The sequence below is a fragment of the Ulvibacter sp. 2210JD10-4 genome (assembly GCF_058148525.1).
This window is the reverse complement of record NZ_JBYVJZ010000004.1, coordinates 127,698-147,415: the sequence shown is the minus strand read 5'-3', so window position 1 is coordinate 147,415 and position 19,718 is coordinate 127,698. Positions and strand designations below refer to the sequence as shown.

15 protein-coding genes and 1 tRNA gene are annotated in these 19,718 nt (G+C 37.3%); 5 read left to right on the top strand and 11 right to left on the bottom strand.

From position 1 onward, the window contains the following. Nucleotides 1–56: 56 nt before the first annotated feature. Genes ACY2RT_RS10735 through folE form a run of 5 tightly spaced genes read right to left on the bottom strand, consistent with a single transcriptional unit; the run spans nucleotide 57 to nucleotide 3,862 of the window. A complete protein-coding gene (locus ACY2RT_RS10735; protein WP_490155914.1) occupies nucleotides 57–551 on the bottom strand; it encodes a DUF192 domain-containing protein in 495 nt (164 codons plus the stop codon). Next, entirely contained in the window at nucleotides 548–1,372 is an 825-nt protein-coding gene (lgt, locus tag ACY2RT_RS10730; RefSeq protein WP_490155913.1) for a prolipoprotein diacylglyceryl transferase, read from the bottom strand. Before lgt ends, ACY2RT_RS10735 begins: the two co-directional genes overlap by 4 nt. Before the next feature lie 59 nt (nucleotides 1,373–1,431). Beyond that, nucleotides 1,432–1,674 (bottom strand): membrane protein insertion efficiency factor YidD, encoded by a 243-nt coding sequence (gene yidD / locus ACY2RT_RS10725; RefSeq protein ID WP_490155912.1) that lies wholly within the window; start codon nucleotides 1,672–1,674, stop codon nucleotides 1,432–1,434. A 7-nt stretch (nucleotides 1,675–1,681) separates the two neighbouring features. Further along, a complete protein-coding gene (gene cysS / locus ACY2RT_RS10720) occupies nucleotides 1,682–3,166 on the bottom strand; it encodes a cysteine--tRNA ligase (protein ID WP_490155911.1) in 1,485 nt (494 codons plus the stop codon). An 18-nt stretch (nucleotides 3,167–3,184) separates the two neighbouring features. Further along, nucleotides 3,185–3,862 carry a GTP cyclohydrolase I FolE gene (gene folE / locus ACY2RT_RS10715; RefSeq protein WP_490155910.1) on the bottom strand — a complete coding sequence of 226 codons (678 nt, stop codon included), beginning with the start codon at nucleotides 3,860–3,862 and terminating at the stop codon, nucleotides 3,185–3,187. A 168-nt stretch (nucleotides 3,863–4,030) separates the two neighbouring features. Between folE and ACY2RT_RS10710 the strand changes: the two genes are divergently transcribed. Then, the gene (locus tag ACY2RT_RS10710; RefSeq protein ID WP_490155909.1) at nucleotides 4,031–11,464 is read left to right on the top strand and encodes a T9SS type B sorting domain-containing protein; all 7,434 of its coding nucleotides are present in this window, start codon (nucleotides 4,031–4,033) and stop codon (nucleotides 11,462–11,464) included. Between the two features lie 75 nt (nucleotides 11,465–11,539). Here ACY2RT_RS10710 and ACY2RT_RS10705 read toward each other — a convergent pair whose 3' ends face one another. Together ACY2RT_RS10705 and ACY2RT_RS10700 are read right to left on the bottom strand one after the other, a co-directional pair. Beyond that, nucleotides 11,540–13,060, bottom strand: a complete 1,521-nt coding sequence (locus tag ACY2RT_RS10705; protein ID WP_490155908.1) for an OmpP1/FadL family transporter — start codon at nucleotides 13,058–13,060, stop codon at nucleotides 11,540–11,542. A 33-nt stretch (nucleotides 13,061–13,093) separates the two neighbouring features. Further along, complete coding sequence (locus ACY2RT_RS10700; protein WP_490155907.1) at nucleotides 13,094–14,089, bottom strand: hypothetical protein; 996 nt, start codon at nucleotides 14,087–14,089, stop codon at nucleotides 13,094–13,096. Nucleotides 14,090–14,191: 102 nt separating this feature from the next. Between ACY2RT_RS10700 and proS the strand changes: the two genes are divergently transcribed. The 3 genes from proS (at nucleotide 14,192) to rpsT (ending at nucleotide 16,097) form a co-directional block, all read left to right on the top strand. Beyond that, the gene (gene proS / locus ACY2RT_RS10695; RefSeq protein ID WP_490155906.1) at nucleotides 14,192–15,667 is read left to right on the top strand and encodes a proline--tRNA ligase; all 1,476 of its coding nucleotides are present in this window, start codon (nucleotides 14,192–14,194) and stop codon (nucleotides 15,665–15,667) included. Between the two features lie 77 nt (nucleotides 15,668–15,744). Continuing rightward, nucleotides 15,745–15,816, top strand: a tRNA-Glu gene (locus ACY2RT_RS10690). Between the two features lie 29 nt (nucleotides 15,817–15,845). Next, entirely contained in the window at nucleotides 15,846–16,097 is a 252-nt protein-coding gene (gene rpsT, locus ACY2RT_RS10685; protein WP_490155905.1) for a 30S ribosomal protein S20, read from the top strand. A gap of 184 nt (nucleotides 16,098–16,281) precedes the next feature. Here the strand turns inward: rpsT and ACY2RT_RS10680 are convergent, their stop codons facing one another. From ACY2RT_RS10680 to ACY2RT_RS10665, 4 genes are read right to left on the bottom strand one after another with little or no spacing between them, the layout of a single operon-like run. Next, on the bottom strand, nucleotides 16,282–16,572 hold the full coding sequence (locus ACY2RT_RS10680; protein ID WP_490155904.1) for a VOC family protein: 291 nt from the start codon (nucleotides 16,570–16,572) through the stop codon (nucleotides 16,282–16,284). Nucleotides 16,573–16,609: 37 nt separating this feature from the next. Further along, entirely contained in the window at nucleotides 16,610–16,945 is a 336-nt protein-coding gene (locus ACY2RT_RS10675) for an avidin-fold protein (RefSeq protein WP_490155903.1), read from the bottom strand. A 31-nt stretch (nucleotides 16,946–16,976) separates the two neighbouring features. Beyond that, nucleotides 16,977–17,360, bottom strand: coding sequence for a VOC family protein (locus tag ACY2RT_RS10670; protein ID WP_490155902.1), 384 nt, complete (start codon nucleotides 17,358–17,360; stop codon nucleotides 16,977–16,979). A 19-nt stretch (nucleotides 17,361–17,379) separates the two neighbouring features. Then, nucleotides 17,380–18,129 (bottom strand): DUF1835 domain-containing protein, encoded by a 750-nt coding sequence (locus ACY2RT_RS10665; RefSeq protein ID WP_490155901.1) that lies wholly within the window; start codon nucleotides 18,127–18,129, stop codon nucleotides 17,380–17,382. Nucleotides 18,130–18,529: 400 nt separating this feature from the next. Between ACY2RT_RS10665 and ACY2RT_RS10660 the strand changes: the two genes are divergently transcribed. Continuing rightward, nucleotides 18,530–19,669 (top strand): saccharopine dehydrogenase family protein, encoded by a 1,140-nt coding sequence (locus ACY2RT_RS10660; protein ID WP_490155900.1) that lies wholly within the window; start codon nucleotides 18,530–18,532, stop codon nucleotides 19,667–19,669. The last annotated feature ends 49 nt before the right edge of the window (nucleotides 19,670–19,718 follow it).

Sequence of the window (19,718 nt, the reverse complement as noted above, 5' to 3'; positions counted from 1 at the left end):
TAATACAAAAAAACCCTTCGAATTGTGAAGGGTTTTTTTATTAAAACAGAAATATACTAGTTTGATGTTTTTTTCCAATCAATCTTGTCACCACTCTGAAGGCCCCATTGCTCACTAAGGCCAGCATTTACTTCTAAAACATAGAGTGCAGGCGCATTAGATGGTAATGAAGCTTCATTAAGCGGCTGTGCATTTTTTTGAATACTTACAATTTTATTTTTGCTGTTAATAAAGATAATGTCCAATGCAAACTCTGTGTTCTTCATATAGAATGAGCGAGGCCTTTCATCTTTAAAAATAAATAACATTGCCTGATTGGAAGGCATAGATTTGCGATACATTAAACCGGTTTCGGTTTGATAGGCATCGTCTGCAATTTCAATATCCAAATGTGCTACTACCGAGTCATTATCAGCTTTTATCAAACTAAGTTCACCCTCTTTTGTAAAAGTGACCTCTTTTGTCAACACCTTTGATTCGGTTTTTTCTTTACAACTGTTAAAAAACAGTACAGCACTTATTAAAGCAATAGGTATCCAGCTTTTTCTCATGAGGAATAATTCTTTTTTGAAGATTGGAGCATCATATAGGCACCAATTAAAATAAATGGTATGCTTAACCATTGACCGGTATTGAGAAACCACTCGGCACGTTCATCAACTTGCGCTTCTTTTACAAATTCTACTATAAACCGAACCGTCCAAAGTAATATTAAGAACAACCCAAAAATGTATCCCAGATAGTTTCGTTTATTCGTTTTCCAATAGACATACCAAAGGACTAAAAACACAATAACATATCCTACAGATTCATATAACTGTGCGGGATGACGGGGAAAATTTTCACCCAGTTGTTTAAAAACAACGCCAAAGTCACTATGGGTTGCTTTCCCAATGATCTCTGAATTAATAAAATTACCAATACGAACAAAGATTGCACCGCATGCTACGGCAATTACAATTCGATCTAAGATCCAAAGTACGGGCTTTTTTATAACCTTTTTACTGTACATGAACATGGCTATGATAATAGCAATAGCAGCACCATGACTGGCTAACCCTCTAAAGCCGGTAAATTCAAATTCAGGAACTGTTTTGAAGGGAAGGAATACCGAAAGTGGGTCTTCACTGAATATTTCAGGTTCGTAAAAAATTACATGTCCCAGCCTTGCACCTACTAGCGTGGCAATAACCATATAAATAAAAAGGCTATCCAATTTTTCTAAAGAAACCTCTTCATTTTTAAAAATACGTTTCATAATAAACCACCCGAGTGTAAATGCAATCACAAACATTAAACTGTAATAGCGAATCATGAAAAAACCAAGATCAATGCCTTCGCTGGGGTCCCAAACAAAACTTAAATAATGCATACTGTCTTTTTAAAAATGCAAGTAAAGATAACAAAAAGGGTAACGGAAATTTTACGGATTTATTTATTTTCTTTTTTAGAAGGAGGTACGGGATCGTAACCACTTCCACCCCAGGGATGACAACTTCCAATACGCTTTATAGCCAACCAACCGCCACGAAACAATCCATGGACCTTAAGGGCTTCAATGGTATAATGTGAACAAGTAGGCTCATAACGGCAAGTAGAAGGGAAAAGAGGTGAAATAAGTTTTTGGTACCCACGTACCAGAAATATGAATGGGTATGTGAGTATTTTTTTCAAGTAACCATTAATTTAATGAAAACGATGTACCGTCTTTTCCGTCTTTTAGCTGAATACCTATTTCCAGCAATTCATCCCTAATACGGTCACTGGTTGCAAAATCTTTATTGGCACGGGCCTGATTTCTCAATGCGATCAATAATTCAACAGCTCCGCTTAGTTTATTTCCATCATTAGTGTCTTCTGAAACAGTATCTGCCAATCCTAATACTTCAAAGATAAAGCTGTGCATAGTAGTTTTCAATAATTGAATATCGGCTTCTGTGATAGTTGCTTTGCCATCTTTTACAGAATTAATGAACTTGGCACCTTCAAATAACTGAGCAATGAGAACAGGGCTGTTAAAATCATCATTCATAGCATCGTAACAGGATTGCTTCCATTGGGCAATATTAAAACTGCTTTTGCCCGAAGCTGAAAGCGAAGAAATATTATGGTAAGCCTCCATCAATCTGTTAAACCCTTTTTCCGAAGCTAACAGTGCCTCGTTTGAAAAGTCAAGGATACTCCGGTAGTGTGCCTGATACATAAAAAATTTAGCTACAGTAGGTGAAAAAGCTTTGCTTAATACATCATTCTCTCCCGAAAATAATTCGTTAGGCAAAATATTATTTCCGGTAGATTTCGCCATTTTTTTACCGTTTAATGTCAGCATATTGGCATGCAGCCAATAATTAACCGGCGATTGTTTTGTAGAAGCTTCTGCCTGTGCGATTTCACATTCATGGTGTGGAAATTTTAAATCCATTCCACCACCGTGAATATCAAAATTATTTCCTAAATATTTAGTGCTCATGGCAGTACACTCTAAATGCCAGCCGGGGAAACCATCACTCCACGGTGAAGGCCAACGCATAATGTGTTGAGGTTCGGCTTTTTTCCAAAGAGCAAAATCCTGTGGGTTTTTCTTTTCAGACTGAGCTGCCAATTCCCTGGTATTGGTAATCATGTCTTCAAGCTGCCTTCCGCTTAGTTTTCCGTAGGTATTTGTTTCATTGAATTTTACAACGTCAAAATAGACCGATCCGTTCTTTTCGTATGCGTAGCCTTCAGCAATAATTTTTTCAACGATCTGTATTTGCTCTATTATGTGGCCGGTTGCAGTAGGCTCAATACTGGGAGGAAGCGCATTGAATTTTGCCATGATCGAGTGAAAATCTACAGTATATTTTTGGACCACTTCCATAGGTTCCAATTTTTCAATACGTGCTTTTTTAAGAATAGGGTCATCACCACTTTCTCCATCATTTTCAAGGTGCCCGGCATCAGTAATATTACGAACGTATCTTACTTTGTAGCCTAAATGTTTCAAGTATCTGAATATCAAATCAAACGATAAGAACGTCCGGCAATTTCCCATATGTACATTACTGTATACAGTAGGACCACAAACATACATTCCTACTGCGCCACTGTGGATAGGAGTGAATTTTTCTTTGGTTTTACTTAGGGAATTATATAAGGTAAGCTCTTGCTGTTCAAATAGTTTCATCAAATTGTATTGAAAAAATTAAAATTCTGTGTCTAAATTGATATAATCCAGGAATTCTCTTCGTGTTTCCGGGTCTTTAAATTTGCCTCCAAATTCACTGGTAACCGTACTGCTATCAATATCTCTGATACCGCGGGAGTTTACGCATAAATGCTTAGCATCTACAACGCAGGCAACATCTTCGGTGCCTAACACACGCTGTAATTCTTCCACAATTTGCATAGTAAGCCTTTCCTGTACCTGAGGGCGTTTGGCAAAATAATCAACTACTCGGTTCATTTTAGAAAGTCCAACTACTGTACCACTCGATATATAAGCAATATGAGCTTTACCTACAATAGGTAGTAAGTGATGTTCGCATGTAGAGTAGAGGGTTATATTCTTCTCAACCAGCATTTCACCATATTTAAACTTATTTTCAAAAGTTGAAGCTTTGGGTTTTCTATCCGGGTGCAACCCGCTAAATATCTCTTGCACGAACATTTTTGCAACACGTGTGGGGGTGCCTTTAAGGCTGTCATCTGTCAAATCCAAACCCAGTGTGTACATAATATTTTGAATATCTTTTTTTATAAGAGCAATTTTCTCTATATCACTGAGTTCAAAGGCATCCGGACGCATAGGAGTATGAGTAGAGGTGCCAATATGATCGTTACCTTGTGCTTCAATATCTTTAAGTTGTTTCTCTAAATCCATAAAATAAAAGTTGTGTATTTTTTAAAATACAGGCTGCAAAGATAAGCATTAGCACGTGCGTATAAAAAATTGCATATCATATTTTTAAATTTAAAAACCCTAATGTTTTCATAAAATTTTCTTATTTTTCGCAATTAATACCCTAAAGACATAAATTTCCTACTGAAAATGAAAAAATTATTACTAGTTTTAGCTCTCCTCGCTCCGTCCTTATTTTTTGCGCAACAAGTACAATTGTTTCAGCAGTTTAATGGCCGTTTAGATTTTACAGCTTTTGGAAACACTTTAAATGAATTTCCAAATACAGAAACCGGTTATTGTGATATGCTACCACAGAGTAGTGCTACTCTGGCACTAACTTCCGGACAGACTTTTGTTTCAGCACACCTCTATTGGGGCTCTATTGGTAATGGAGATTTTGATGTTGAATTAAATGGGACTGCTGTAAGTGCACAGCGAATATTCAGCCATACTTTTAATGGATTACCATATTTTGGAGCCTATGCAGATGTTACAAACATTGTAGCAACCACCGGAAATGGCGTATATACCTTCTCTGAACTGGATGTAGCAGCACTTCTGCCAAATTACTGTGGTACTAATTTTGGTGGCTGGGGTGTTTATGTCATTTATCAAGATCCGTCATTGAGGTTAAACCAAATAAGCTTATTTGATGGTTTGGAAAGTGTTTCCGCAACAAATCCTTCTTTAGATATAACATTAATGAATATTGATGTAACAAGTGATATATTATCTAAAATTGGGTTTTTAGCTTGGGAAGGGGAAGAAAGCCTTGCAGTAAATGAAACGTTAACGATCAACGGAATTCTTATTGATAATCCTCCGTTAAATCCCGGGAATAATGCTTTTAATGGTACAAACAGTTATACCAATTCCGGCCTGAATTACAATATGGACCTGGATTTTTATGACCTGGTAGGTATTGTCCAACCAGGGGATACGAGTGCTGATATCCGGCTTACATCCGGACAGGATTTTGTAATGGTTAATAATGTAATCACCAGTGTAAATTCTGAAATACCGGATGCTACCATAGAGATTGATAATATTGGCGTGCTTTGCCAAAATAATAATATGGATGTTGAGTATACTGTTTATAATGTAAACAGTACTGCTCCACTTGCTCTCAATACTCCCATAGCCTTTTATGCCGATGCTGTATTGATTGGTCAAACGCAAACTGTTGCAGATATCCCTATTGGAGGATCCGAAAGTGGCTTTATTACATTGAATATACCTATTGCTACCCCTAATATCTTTAATTTGAGAGCGGTAGTAGATGATATTGGAGACGGTACCGGTATTGTCGCCGAAACCAATGAATCTAATAATGAAGACAGTGAACTTATTGATCTTAGTCTTGCCGGGATTTTTCTGGGAAATAATATAGAAGCATGTATTGGAACCGGTGTGGTTTTAGATACCGGTTTAACAGATCCACCTTTTAACATTCAATGGTTTAGAGCCGGGATTCCTATCCCAGGTGCTACAAACCCAACCTATACAGTTGTTGCTGATGGTATATATTCTGTTGAAGCCCGTGATGGGATTTGTTTTGTTCCAAGTAATCAGGTTTCGGTCCGTTTTAATCCTCAACCGGTTGCAAATCCACCAGTAGACCTTTTTCAATGTGATTTTGGGGTCACCGCCGGGCTTTTTGATTTAACAGTGAACGACGCTAATATATACGGAGCTCAAAACCCTGCTCTTTTTAATATAAAGTATTATGAAACCTTAGCAGATGCTACGGCAGGTCTTCCCGGAACAGAAATATTAGGACCTACAGTCCACCTTATTGTTCCGCCATCTCCTCAGACTATTTTTGTTAGAATAGAAGACCTAACAGGTACATGTTTTGATATTGAACAGTTCGATATTTTCTTTAGTAGGGCTATTGCCGGTATTGTTCCGCCATTTATCAATGTATGTGATGCAGATCAGGATGGAGGAGAATGGGTAGATCTCTCTACCGAATTTAATGCGCTTATTCTTGATGGAGAATTATCCTCTGACTATAATATTACCTATCACCTCAGTCAGGCAGATGCAGATGGAGATACAGGAGCATTGCCAGACCCATATTTTGTAAACGCACCTAATGAAGTTATCTATATCAGGCTCGAAAACAGGGACGATGATACTTGTTTTGACACTACAAGGAACGTAGATATTATAATTGATACACCTCCAACAATTAATACATCGCCTCCTACTTTGATCCAGTGTGATCCTAACAATGATGGTTTTGATGAATTTGATCTGACAGTGCAAACCCCAATTATTACATTGGGAGATCCAACACTAACAGTAACTTATCACGGTACTCTTTTAGATGCACAGAATGACTTATTACCATTTCCGGACCCAACGGCCTATATAAACGATGATATATATCTTGATGTGCCAATTACAGATCCTCTGGATCCATTGTACGGTACAGGTGGTGTCTGGGCAAGAGTAGTGAGTAGTGTGAGTAGTTGTAATTCGGTAGTTCCATTTGCTTTGGAAGTTCGTTTTGCTCCTGTAGCTACGACTCCTGCAGAACCTTTGCGAGTGTGTGATGATGCAGTAGCAGATGGTTTCACTTCTTTTGATCTTACCGTTGTAGAAATGGAGGTTTTAGGAACCATGAGCCCTTCCGAATTCGACATTTATTATTATGAGCTTGAGCCAGATGCAATAACAGCAGGTAGTGTAGCATTAACAGCACCGGATTATTCCGCAGCGATACCCGACCCAACAGATTTTATAAATTCTGTAAACCCTCAGGATATATACATATTGGTAGTAGGAAATTCGACCAGTACAGTACCGCCAAACCCTAACAGCGGTGAAGGTTGTTATGATATTGTTCCTTTAACGCTGATCGTGGATCCTATTCCCGAGGATTTGGGGCCTTTTGAGATAAATTTGTGTGATGATGACCTAAATGGTAGCACATTGGATGATGAAATCTCTACCTTTGATCTGACGAGTCAGGATGTATTGATCAATGGAGGAATTCCAACTACAATTATAGAATGGTTTGAAACTCCGGCAGATGAATTGGCAAATAATCCTATTCCAAATCCAAGTGCTTATCAAAATTTATCTACACCACAAACAGTTATAGCAAGAGCAACCTCAGAATTTGGATGCCGCAATACAGTTACTGTAACTTTAACTGTATTCCCTAATCCTAATCCTAAAACAGATCCATCACCATTGGAACTTTGTGATGATGATGATGATGGTATTGTGAATGGTTTCGATCCTTCATTACGGGATATAGAGATTATAGACGGAGAACCGGATGTATCTGTATTGTATTATGACGATTTAGCAGTTGCTATGGCTGGTCTTCCGGGAACAGAAATAACAGCTCCTTATACAGGTTTCAATAATCAAATTATATACGCCAGAGTTACAAGAGATGTACCTCCTGCGGTTTTAGCGTGTTACACCATAGTAGAGTTAGAATTAATTGTGATTCCGTTACCGGATATGCCGGATGCTAATTTTCAGAATCCTTTTATCGCCTGTGATGAAAGTGGAAATGGACAGGCTATTTTCGATCTAACACTTCAGGACCCTTCAGTGTATGGGGTACAAAATCCAGGAGATTTTGTTAATCCTATCACGTATTATGAAGACCCTCTGGATGCAGCTGCCGGTACAAATGCTATCCCTGCACCTAATGCTTTCTTAAGCGGAGGTCAAACGATCTGGGTACGTTTAGAGAGTACAGTTACTGGTTGTGTAAGAATTACAGAATTTGAAATAGAGGTAGGAATTTTCCCTACCACAGGAGTAGGTGATAATCTACAGCTTTGTGATGATGACCTTAATGGTAGTACACTGGATGATGGTATATCTACCTTTGATCTGACAGTGAACACCGGATTGATCGATTTAGGAGACCCTACACTTAATGTAGTGTTTTATGCAGATGCTAACAATCAGGCTAATAATATTCCTATTGCTACTCCTGAAGCCTATCAGAATGTAGTTGCCCCACAACAACAAATCTTTGTAAGTGCGTTCACTGAGCAGGGATGTAGAGCAACCAGCGTTTTCTTTATTACGGTACTTCCCAATCCAGTAGCGGGTACACCAGCTCCTTTAGAACTTTGTGACGATGATGATGATGGAATAGTAGGAGGCTTCGATCTTACATTACGCGATGCGGACATTGCAATAGAGCCTAATGTATCAGTACTATATTATGAAACGATACCAGCTGCCATGGCAGCTATTCCCGGGACAGAAATAATAAGTCCTTATACAGGTTTTAATAACCAGATTGTATATGCCAGACTAACGAGAGATGTTCCTCCCGCTACTCTGCCATGTTATACCATAGCAGAACTGGAATTAATTGTAATTCCATTACCGGATATGCCGGATGCTGATTTTCAGAATCCACTCATCAGTTGTGATGTTGACGGTACCGGACAAGCTGATTTCGATTTAACGCTTCAGGATCCTTCGGTTTTGGGTATTCAAGATCCCGGAGATTTTGTGCTTCCTATCACATATTATGAAGACCCGTTAGATGCCGCTGCAGGCACAAACTTTATTGATCCTGCTAACCTTTTCACAAGTACCGGACAAACAATCTGGGTACGGTTGGAGAGTACAGTTACAGGTTGTGTAAGAATTACTGAATTTGAAATAGAAGTAGGTCTTTTCCCTACCATGGGAGTAGGTGACGATCTCTCTCTCTGTGATGATGATATCAATGGTAGTACATTCGATGATGGCCTTTCAACGTTTGATCTAACGGTCAATGACCTGTTTATAACTTTAGGAGATCCTACACTTAGTGTCGTTTATTATGCAAGTGCTGCCGACCTAGCTAGTAACATGCCTATAACTACTCCGGATGCTTATCAAAACATCGTAAACCCTCAAGAGATTTTTGTAAGTGTGGTTAGTGATCAGGAGTGTGTGGCAAGTAATAGTTTTTTTATCAATGTATTGCCAAATCCTGATGCTGTAACACCAACTCCTTTTGTTGCTTGTGATGCAGATAACAATGGTTTTGCTTTATTTGATTTAACCGAAAAAGATCTCGAAATTACAGGAGGTCAACCAGATGTTACTGTAAGGTATTTTGAAAACCCTACTGATGCACAAGCTGGAATTTTTGCAATCGATACTACCAATCCTTATCAAAACTTGTCAACGCCTTCTCAAACTATATGGGCTCGTGCAGAATTTACGATTGCTCCAAACGATACAGGTTGTTTTACCATAGTAGAACTTGATTTAATTGTCAGTCCTACACCTGTAGTGCCTACAACATTAGATCCTATATCAATGTGTGATACTGACCTTGATGGTGTTGAAACTTTTGATCTGACCATTTATGAGAATGCAGATGGAATATATGGTACTCAGGATATAATGGATTTTGCACCAATCACATATTATATTAGCTTATTGGATGCTGAAACACCAACAAATGAAATAACAGACCCTACTGCTTTTGTGAGTGGAGGACAGACCATATATTACCGTTTAGAATTTTTAGCTACAGAATGTTTCAAAATAGGCACATTTGACCTTGAAGTTCCAGCAGGACCAGCAGTAGTTGCACCTACTTCACTTGTGTATTGTGATGACCTTGGAGAACCATTTGATGGAATCACCTCGTTTGACTTGACAGATAAAAATGATGAGATCACAGGAGGAGCACCGGGAGTTGGTGTGCGCTATTACCCAACCGAAGCAGACGCTCAAAATGATGAAAATCAAATTCTTCCGGATACTGCATATGTTAATGACAGTAGTCCGTTTACAGATATCGTATGGGCACGTGTAGATAACAATGCAGAGTGTTTTAATATTACTTCGTTAGACCTAGTGGTAAGACCTAATCCTGCACCTGCTACTCCAGATCCTATTGAATTATGTGATGTAACAGTAGTGATTGGCCCTGATGCCAATGACAATGTGGAAATCTTTGATCTAACAATACGCGAAACTCAAATACTGAACGGAGGGAATGAAGATCTTACATATCACTTAACATATGAAGATGCATTGGATAACTTAAATGCTATTGTAGATCCAACCGCACACCAGAATACAGATACAGATGGCTTGGCTGAAAACCCACAGACCATTTATGTGCGTGTTACTAATAATAATACAATAGAAGCTTGTTTTGAAATAGTAGAGCTTGTACTTATTGTAAACCCATTACCGGACGATACTGCCGTAATAGAAGATATGATCGTTTGTGAAATAGGTAATGACGGAGTTGGCACTTTCGATTTAACTACAAAGGTTGATGAGATATTGAATGGCCAGGATCCAACTATTCATGAAGTTACTTTTTATGAAACTCCTGCAGATGCAGCAGCAGGGACATTCCCTATTGTAAATCCGGATAATTATATAAGCGATGGAAGTGTATCTCCTCCCGGACAGCCTATCTATGTGGGTATTTTAAATACAGAGACAACTTGTTATATAGCAAGTATAGAGGATGCAGTTTCAGGGGAATATTCATTGAGTTTCCACCTTCAGGTATTAGAAGGCGCTGTCGCTAATCCTCCTATAAACCCATATGTCCTTTGTGATGCAGATGGTCCAAATGATGGATTTACAAGTTTTGACCTGACCTTTTTAGATGCAGATATTTTGTTGGGACAGCCTTATAATGTAGATTATTATGAAACATTTGAATTTGCGGAGTTAGGAGATTTGTCTAACGCATTACCTACTAATTATACCAATATCATTAATCCTCAGATAATCTATGCAAGAGTGACCAATCCCGAAACCGGTTGTTACGATATAACCAGCACGGTTTTAAAAGTAGAGCAAGTGGTAACAGTTACTTTGGATGAAACATATCGTTTATGTCTTGATGAAAACGGTAATCCAATTGTAGAAGAATTTGGAAGTAGTTCTCCGCCGGTATTAGATACCGGGTTTGATTCTGGAAGTCAGTATAGTATTCAATGGGAATTGAATGGCACAACTATATTGGGTGAGATAGGCCCATCTATTATTGCATTGCAAGGTGGTGAATATACAGTGATAATAACAGATCTTCTAAGCGGTTGTACTTCAAGTACTACGACTACTGTGATCGAATCTTCTCCACCTATTACATATAGTGCGCAGGTAGTAAATGGTGCCTTTGCCAATATACATACTATAGAAGTTACAGCAGAAGGACTTGGAGAGTATATCTATCAGTTAGATGATGGAGCATTCCAGGACAGTAATATTTTTGAAGATGTGGAAGCCGGTAACCATACGATCACGATAACCGATGCCAATGGTTGTGGTACGGTTACTATTGATGTAGGAATTATTGACTACCCTCGTTTTGTAACTCCTAATCAGGATGGATACAATGATACATGGAACATCATAGGTATTGCTAATGGTGATCCTACTGCAAATATCTACATATTTGACAGGTATGGAAAACTACTGAAACAGATCAGCCCTCTGGGACCTGGATGGGATGGAACTTATAATGGCAACCCGTTACCATCAAGTGACTATTGGTTCGTGGTAGAATATACCGAAGATGAAGTAAGAAAAGAATTTAAAGGCCACTTTACATTGAAAAGATAGCCTCGAAGTTTAACATATAAAATAAAAAGCCTCTCTTTTAAGAGAGGCTTTTTATTGTGCGTAATTTTAAATTAATTACAAATTAAATCCTAGAGTAAAAATAAAATTACTGAAAGTAGTATCTATAATTGCACGATCTGTTAAACCAATACTGTAAAGTTGTTGCTCTCTGCTTTGCTCTGCTCTTGCATAAGAGAGGTCAAAAGTATAATTGCCAAAATTATAGCCTAACCCTAAAGAGAATCCGTTTAGATCTCCTACAGTGACTTCATTTTCATATGGACTTTCTTCATAGCGAAGGCCACCCCGAAGGCTTAGTTGGTCAATGCGATACTCTCCTCCTAATCGATAGGTAGAAGCAGCTTTTAATGAATTGTCAATCACTACATTCGTTACAGAAAAGAAGGGGTCATTTTTTGGACTGAATTGAATTTGAGAATAATCTTTATATGAATAATCAAAACTAATCAGGCCTGTCTTTCCAAAAATATATGCGGCACTTGCCGAAATTTTTCCGGGGGTTCTTAGATCATAATCTCTAAATATATTTAATACACGTGGGTTTATAAATTCAGAAATTGTCATTTCATTCTCTGAACGTCGTGTTTCAAGATATTGGGTAGTTTCTTCAGAAATAACGGACCAGGTAGGTGTATCATATGCAAGGCCAACTCTAAAACTTTCTGTAAGTTTAGCAATAGCTCCAATTTGTGCCGAAAAACCTGAACCAACTACTGATAGGTTATTTTCGAAACCTACTTGATTTACTGTACTACCTTTATTTGAATTACTTTCAAACAGGTAGTTGCTTTGGTCGTAATCGATAATATGTGAGTTCAAATTAATTCCGAAGAAAAAATTATCGGTATACTGTGCAGCAAAATTCATTGTATATTTCCCTTTATAACCTCGCTCCAAATAAAGATATTCCTGTGAAAAGTTTCCGGGAGCAATATTTGAAACATATTGAGTGCTTTCAAGATCATTTGGGGTAAGAGGGTCAATAATAAATCCTTGATATCCTAAAAATGCATTTTGTGCCGCAGTACCTTGTGTTTCACCTAAGTATGCATATAAATCTGAAATTGTTTCATTTCCTTGTAGTTGTAAAAGATCTAAAGGAATGCCTTGTGCCTGTTCCAGAAAGAACTCTCCTATAGATGTATTTCCGGTTCCTTTGACAAACAATTCATCATCATAATTTTTATTACTGTCATAATTAAGACCAATAGTAAACTTTTTCCAGGAAGATTCTTCATTCGCATTATTGAAAACGAAAACAGCCCCGGCCTGATTTAGATTCACATCTGTATCAAAACTATTAGTTTGGGAATTAAAATAGAGTGCTTGATTCTCACGGTCGTTTACCCCAAGAGATACTGTAATACTGTTTCTTAAAAATACAGCACTACCAGCAGGGTTGATCGCAATAGCAGATAAATCTCCACCTAAGGCACCAAAAGCGCCACTCATTGCATTAAATCGAGCTGTTCCGTTAATGTCGTCTGTTGTGTACCGAAGTCCGTCCGTAATATCTTGAGCGTTAGTAACAGCCATAGAGAAGACTGTTATGAGTAAGAAAGTAATTCTTTTCATAGCTATAAAATAAGTATATAATTAAATTGAAAATTAATTTCCGCGACCACCGCCTCTTCTTCCGCTACTACTTCTACTGGTACCAGATGATCGCGCATTACTGCTACGGCTTGAAGAAGGTCTTGAAACAGAGGGACGTGTCGTCCTGTTACTTCTAAGCACGTTATTGTTTTTTCTGGTATTATTGTTCCGAATAGTAGTATTGTTCTTAGATCGCGAGTTTCTATTATTTGTGATCACTTTGCTTGATCGAGACCGGGACGCATTTGAGTTTCTAATGGTATTAACATTTGCCTTTGATCGTCGGGCCACTTCAGATCTCGAATACGAACTTCTTCCGGTAGTAACATTAGATCTACCTCTGGAAGCGGTTCTGCCGGTTGCAAAATCCAAATTTCTTCTTCCGCGATTATAAGCAATATTATTATACCCTCCATAGCCGTGATAAGGGTAGTAGTGCCCGCCATAGTAGCCGGCGTAATAATATGGGTAACCCCATCCCCAGCCATAGTATCCGTAGAAAGGATAACACCAGGAGATACCTATACCCCAATAAGGGCTATGTCCATAGTAAGGATATCCCCAGTAACTATACCAGTAAGGGCGGTGCCAATAGCTAAAGCCATAACTGCTATAGTTGTATATATTTACCGTAATATCTTCCGTATTATCTCCCCAAGCGCCAAAACTTTCATTATCTTCTGCTCTTTCAACAACTACATATCCTTCTTCATCTAAGCTTTCGGTTGTAGAATAAGCTTCTATATCTGTAAAAATAGCATCTTCCGGTAGGTCCTCGAAGGTTTTATCTTTTGATTTAAAGTATTGTTTGTAATAATTTGATTTATCGTTGGTTTCTTCCGTTTTGGTTTCTGTGGTTGTAGTTGTTACTTCAGTTTCTGAAGTATAAATCCCATCAGTTTCTCCATAGCCGTTGTTGTACGTACCACATGAACTAAGAATAAGAGCGAAAATCCCTGTGAATGCCAGAGGGACCAATTTTTTAAGGTAGATGTATTGAGATTGCATAACAACGGTATTTTAATTGTTGGACATTATAAAAATAGTTAGTTTTGCCGAGAACTAATAAACATTTAACAAAAACACAATATTTGTGCCAAACTACCTACTATGGCTAAGAATTTAACGACACGAAGTGAGGATTATTCAAAATGGTATAACGAATTGGTTATCAAAGCAGATCTTGCCGAAAATTCTGGAGTAAGAGGATGCATGGTTATTAAGCCGTATGGCTTTGCAATATGGGAGAAAATACAGGCAGAATTGGACCGTATGTTTAAGGAAACCGGGCATCAAAATGCTTATTTCCCTTTGTTCATTCCAAAATCGTATTTCAGTAAAGAAGCAAGTCATGTGGATGGTTTTGCAAAAGAATGTGCTGTTGTAACACATTACCGACTTAAAAACGCGGAAGATGGCAGTGGTATTGTGGTAGATCCTGATGCCAAATTGGAGGAAGAATTAATAGTAAGACCTACTTCGGAAACCATTATCTGGGATACCTACCGAAAATGGATTCAATCTTATCGAGACCTTCCTTTGCTTATCAACCAATGGGCGAATGTGGTACGTTGGGAAATGCGTACACGGCTGTTTTTGCGTACGACTGAATTCTTATGGCAAGAAGGGCATACTGCTCATGCGACCGAAGCAGAAGCTATTGCTGAAGCTGAACAAATGATGAATGTATATGCTGATTTTGTTGAAAATTATATGGCCATACCGGTTATTAAAGGCCTTAAAACTGAAAGTGAACGCTTTGCAGGGGCACTTGAGACTTATTGTATTGAAGCACTAATGCAGGACGGAAAAGCATTGCAGGCAGGAACGTCACACTTTTTAGGACAAAATTTTGCGAAAGCCTTTGATGTGAAATTCGCCAATAAAGAAGGGAAACAGGATTATGTCTGGGCCACTTCCTGGGGAGTTTCTACCCGTTTAATGGGTGCCTTAATTATGACGCATAGTGATGATAATGGGTTAGTATTACCTCCAAATCTGGCACCAGACCAAGTTGTAATTGTACCAATTTATAGAAACGATGAACAATTTACAGCTGTTAGTGAAGTTGCGAATAATTTAGTAAAAGAACTTCGTGCAAAAGGGTTACGGGTTAAATTTGATAATAGAGATACTCACAAACCGGGTTGGAAATTTAATGAATATGAGTTAAAAGGAGTACCGGTACGTATAGCAATTGGGCCTAAAGATGTTGAGAACGGTACTGTAGAGGTGGCACGTCGCGATACTCTGGTCAAAGAGATTATATCGAACGATACTGTTGTTGATAGTGTGGTAGGTTTGATGGATGAAATTCAGAATAACCTATACAAAAAAGCAATAGATCATAGAACAACGCACACTACTTCAGTTGCCAGCTATGACGAGTTTAAAGAGATATTAGAAACTAAGGGAGGCTTTGTACAGGCACACTGGGATGGTACAGCTGCTACTGAAGAGCAAATTAAAAATGAAACAAAAGCGACCATACGCTGTATCCCTTTAGATGATGATAATGAAGCGGGAGCATGTATGGTTACCGGAAAACCTTCAAAACGAAAAGTACTATTTGCAAAGGCATATTAATTTTTATGTAAAAAAGTTTATTAGTATTTGCGGCATTAAAAAATAGTTGTATTTTTGCATCCGCATAAAAAACCAATGGTCCGTTCGTCTAGGGGTTAGGACGCCAGGTTTTCATCCTGGTAACAGGGGTTCGATTCCCCTACGGACTACAAAGAATTTAAGATTTAAAAAAAACAAAATGGCGAATCATAAGTCAGCATTAAAAAGAATTAGAAATAGCGAAACTAAGCGTTTGCGCAATCGTTACCAGCATAAGACGACGCGTAATGCTATGAAGAAGCTTATGGAACTTACCAGTAAAAAGGAAGCAGAAAAAATGTTTCCTACGGTTGTTTCTATGATAGACAAGTTAGCTAAGAGAAATATTATCCATGATAATAAAGCGGCTAATTTGAAATCTAATATGGCAAAGCACATAGCTTCTCTATAAGCAAACAATTTCTTAAAAATGTACAAACTCCTTTGGTTAACTAAAGGAGTTTTTTTGTGCTTAATTTTCAAAAGTTTACGGAAAGATTATTATTTCTCGTGTACAAACATCCACTGTATACCATATTTGTCCTTTAACATTCCAAAATCATCATTTAAAGGAAAGAGAATGTTTCCATCTTCAGCTAGTTTATAAAAAGTGGCTTGCTTTTCTTCTTTACTGTTAAAAGTAATGAACAATTATTACCTGCCGTAGTGGAATGACTTGGTAAATCATCTGAGGCTCTAATAAGGATATTTCCGGTTTTTACTTCCGAATTGAAAATACGAGCGTGTAATTCCTCAGGAACATCCATTGGAGCATCAGCATAAGTATGCATCAAGGTAATGTCTCCATTAAGTGAAGCAGCATAGAATTCTATTGCTTCCTTACAAGTTCCCGGAAAAACAAGGTAAGGAGTTAGTGATGTGATCATAGTAAGAGATTTAGTTATTCTTTTTTATAAATGTAAATTATATTTCTTCAAAAACATTTACACCAAATTCTCCCGGTCTCGACTTCCATTCAAAATGTTCAGTTAACCTGACCTTCCCCTTTCGGGTAATAGCCAATTTAGCAGTCGATGCACCATTGTCCAATATCCCGTCGATCTGAAGTTGACAAAAATTGAATTTTAACTCATCTCTGTTTAGTAGTCCTACAAGAAACCCTTTTTCAATTTTTCCTCCGGTATAAGTAGCATAGACAGCGTTATTCTTTTGAGTAAAATGAAAAATAGTGTTTTTGTTTACTACTCCATTTTCCGCAGTTTTAATTACATTCATTTTTACGTTATCCAAATTTATCATCGATGTTCGCTAAGTTAATATCATTGTTTTGCTATATCTTTTCTGCAAATGCAATTACATGTCCGTCCGGATCTGACACATAACCAACCTTATCTCCCCAATCTCTATTTTTCAATTCACTAATCATTTTTCCGCCTAATTGACTTCCTCTTTTTATGTATCCTTCTGCTTTTTCAACTTTCAGGTATAATTCACATCTTGGTATTCCATTGCCTTTTTTTGGATGCGGCATTTTTGGAGATAATATTCTGGCAATACCATTTTCCGGCATGATTCCCAATTTTGTAGTAGCCGTCAATTCAAATTCTGTCATTCCCGGCACATCCAAACTAGGTTTAATAGCTAAAAGCTGCTCATAGAAATATTTACTTTTTTTCTGATCAGCTACATAAAGAATAAACTCGATCTCCTTCATAATTATATTATATATACTATTAAAGGCTGTTTTCAATCGTATTTAATAATCTCTTAACCTGCAAATCGCCAAAACCATAAATACTTTCCCGACTACAAAACTCCCTAAATATTGGCCCAAATTCCTTAGTTTTCAATTCGTTCATTATTTGAATAAGAGCTCTGCCGGGCCTTCCCGGATCTCCTTTTGCTGGAATTCGCTCCACATGTGCTTTAACAGCCGGAAGTATAAATGGATAGATATTCTCCAATCCTTTAGCAGTTTCAAGCAAACTATCAATGGCGTCATTCTGATAATATTTCCAAAGGCTGGCAAGTTTGTCAACTTCAATTAACAATGATCTGTTTTTATAGGCTGAAATTAATTCTGACTTGTTTAAGCCTCCAAAACCATATTGATTGTGTGATTGTGGCCTTATTAAAAAAAGTGGATTATTTTTTTCTGAAGTATTCAAAAGGTGAATGGTAAACCAAAAATTTACCTGACAGAACAGATCATCTTCAAACCAAAGGTTAATCTCCACATCATGAGGTATCTTTTGCATTTTTTGAAATTCGGAGACCGCTTTTTCATAATAATCTTGTTCGCTATGCCCTTCATAATAAGTACTAATAAACCGAGCTCTTGTTTGAAATAATTCGGCTAAACTATCACCACTTACATTACCGTCTACCAAGCATTCACGGGCTACAATAATTTTCCCCTGAATATCCTTAGGAAGCTGTTCTTTTAATGAATCCCCATTTAATATATGATATTGTTTTTTCATTTGAAATTTTTACTAACTACAGAGATTTTGTATATAACATTAAAAGGTTTGATGAGGTTGCGGAAACCATTATAAAAACATACAAAATCAGTTAAGAACTTAAAAGTAACTAAAATTTATCAAGCTGTTAATTCAACTACATAAAATTATAGCCTTCATGGCTTACATGGAATACTTTATTGTAAGAAAGTTTTATTTCATTACAAATTCTTTTTCAATCTGCGCTATAATTTGCAACTTTGTGAAATGTTGGCCAAAAAAATAATAAATATTACTGAAATGCCCTGGATATTAATTCCGGGTTTATAACGTATTTATTCTCTTCGGTAAATTTAGGGTGACAGTATCTCACATTAGCAGATAATTCTTAGTCATCATTTTTAATCAAATAATTTTAAACATGAGTAATGTAATTGTATTAGGTGCCGGAATGGTTGGCAGTGCTATCGCTATAGATATGGCAAAAAACCACAATGTAACACTTACCGATATAAGTGAGCAAGTATTGGATAATATAAAACAAAAATATAATAGTATAAACATCCAACAGTTAGATGTAACCAATGTAAATGATCTACAAAGTACTATAAAAAAGCATGATCTGGTTATTTGTGCTGTCCCAGGTTTCTTAGGTTTTGAAACCTTGAGGTATATTATTGAAGCAGAGATGAATGTGATCGATATTTCATTTTTTCCTGAAAATTCATTAGAGTTGGACCAGTTGGCAAAGGAAAAGAATATTACTGCTATTGTAGACTGTGGGGTAGCTCCGGGGATGGACAATATTATTTTAGGATACTATAATGAAAAGATGAAACTAACCGATTTTGAGTGTTTGGTTGGAGGTTTGCCAAAGAAGAAAAAATGGCCTTTTTGCTATAAGGCACCATTTTCTCCAATAGATGTAATTGAAGAATACACTAGGCCCGCAAGGTATGTGGAAAGTGGAGTAGAAGTTGTTCGTGAACCTTTAACAGATTGTGATTATGTAGAATTTGATGGGGTAGGAACTTTAGAATCTTTTAATTCGGACGGATTGAGGTCAATAATTCATACCATGCCTCATATTCCTAATATGAAAGAAAAGACCTTGCGATATCCCGGGCATGTGGAGTATGTAAGAGTTTTAAAAGAAAGTGGTTTTTTCAGTGAAGATAAGATAGATGTTAACAGTAATTCGGTTTCACCTTTAGAGTTTACAAGTAAAATATTATTTAATGAATGGAAATTGGGGGAGAAAGAAGAAGAATTAACGGTAATGAGAGTTACTCTAAAAGGAGAGCGTGCTAACGGACAAATAGAGGAGGTTGTATATAACCTACACGATGAATATTGTAAAGATACTAATACGTCATCTATGTCGAGAACTACCGGCTATACCGCTACTGCAGCAGCAAATATGTTCTTAGATGGGTTATTTTCAGAAAAGGGGGTTTTTCCTCCGGAATTGGTAGGAAAGCATGAAGCGTGCTTTAATTACTTTTTAAAATATTTAGAAGAGCGCAATATTCATTATATTAAGAACTCTCGCCTAATCTAATAGTGTAGCTGTTTTACAGAGTATTGATATAAGCTGTTTATGGTTTTGA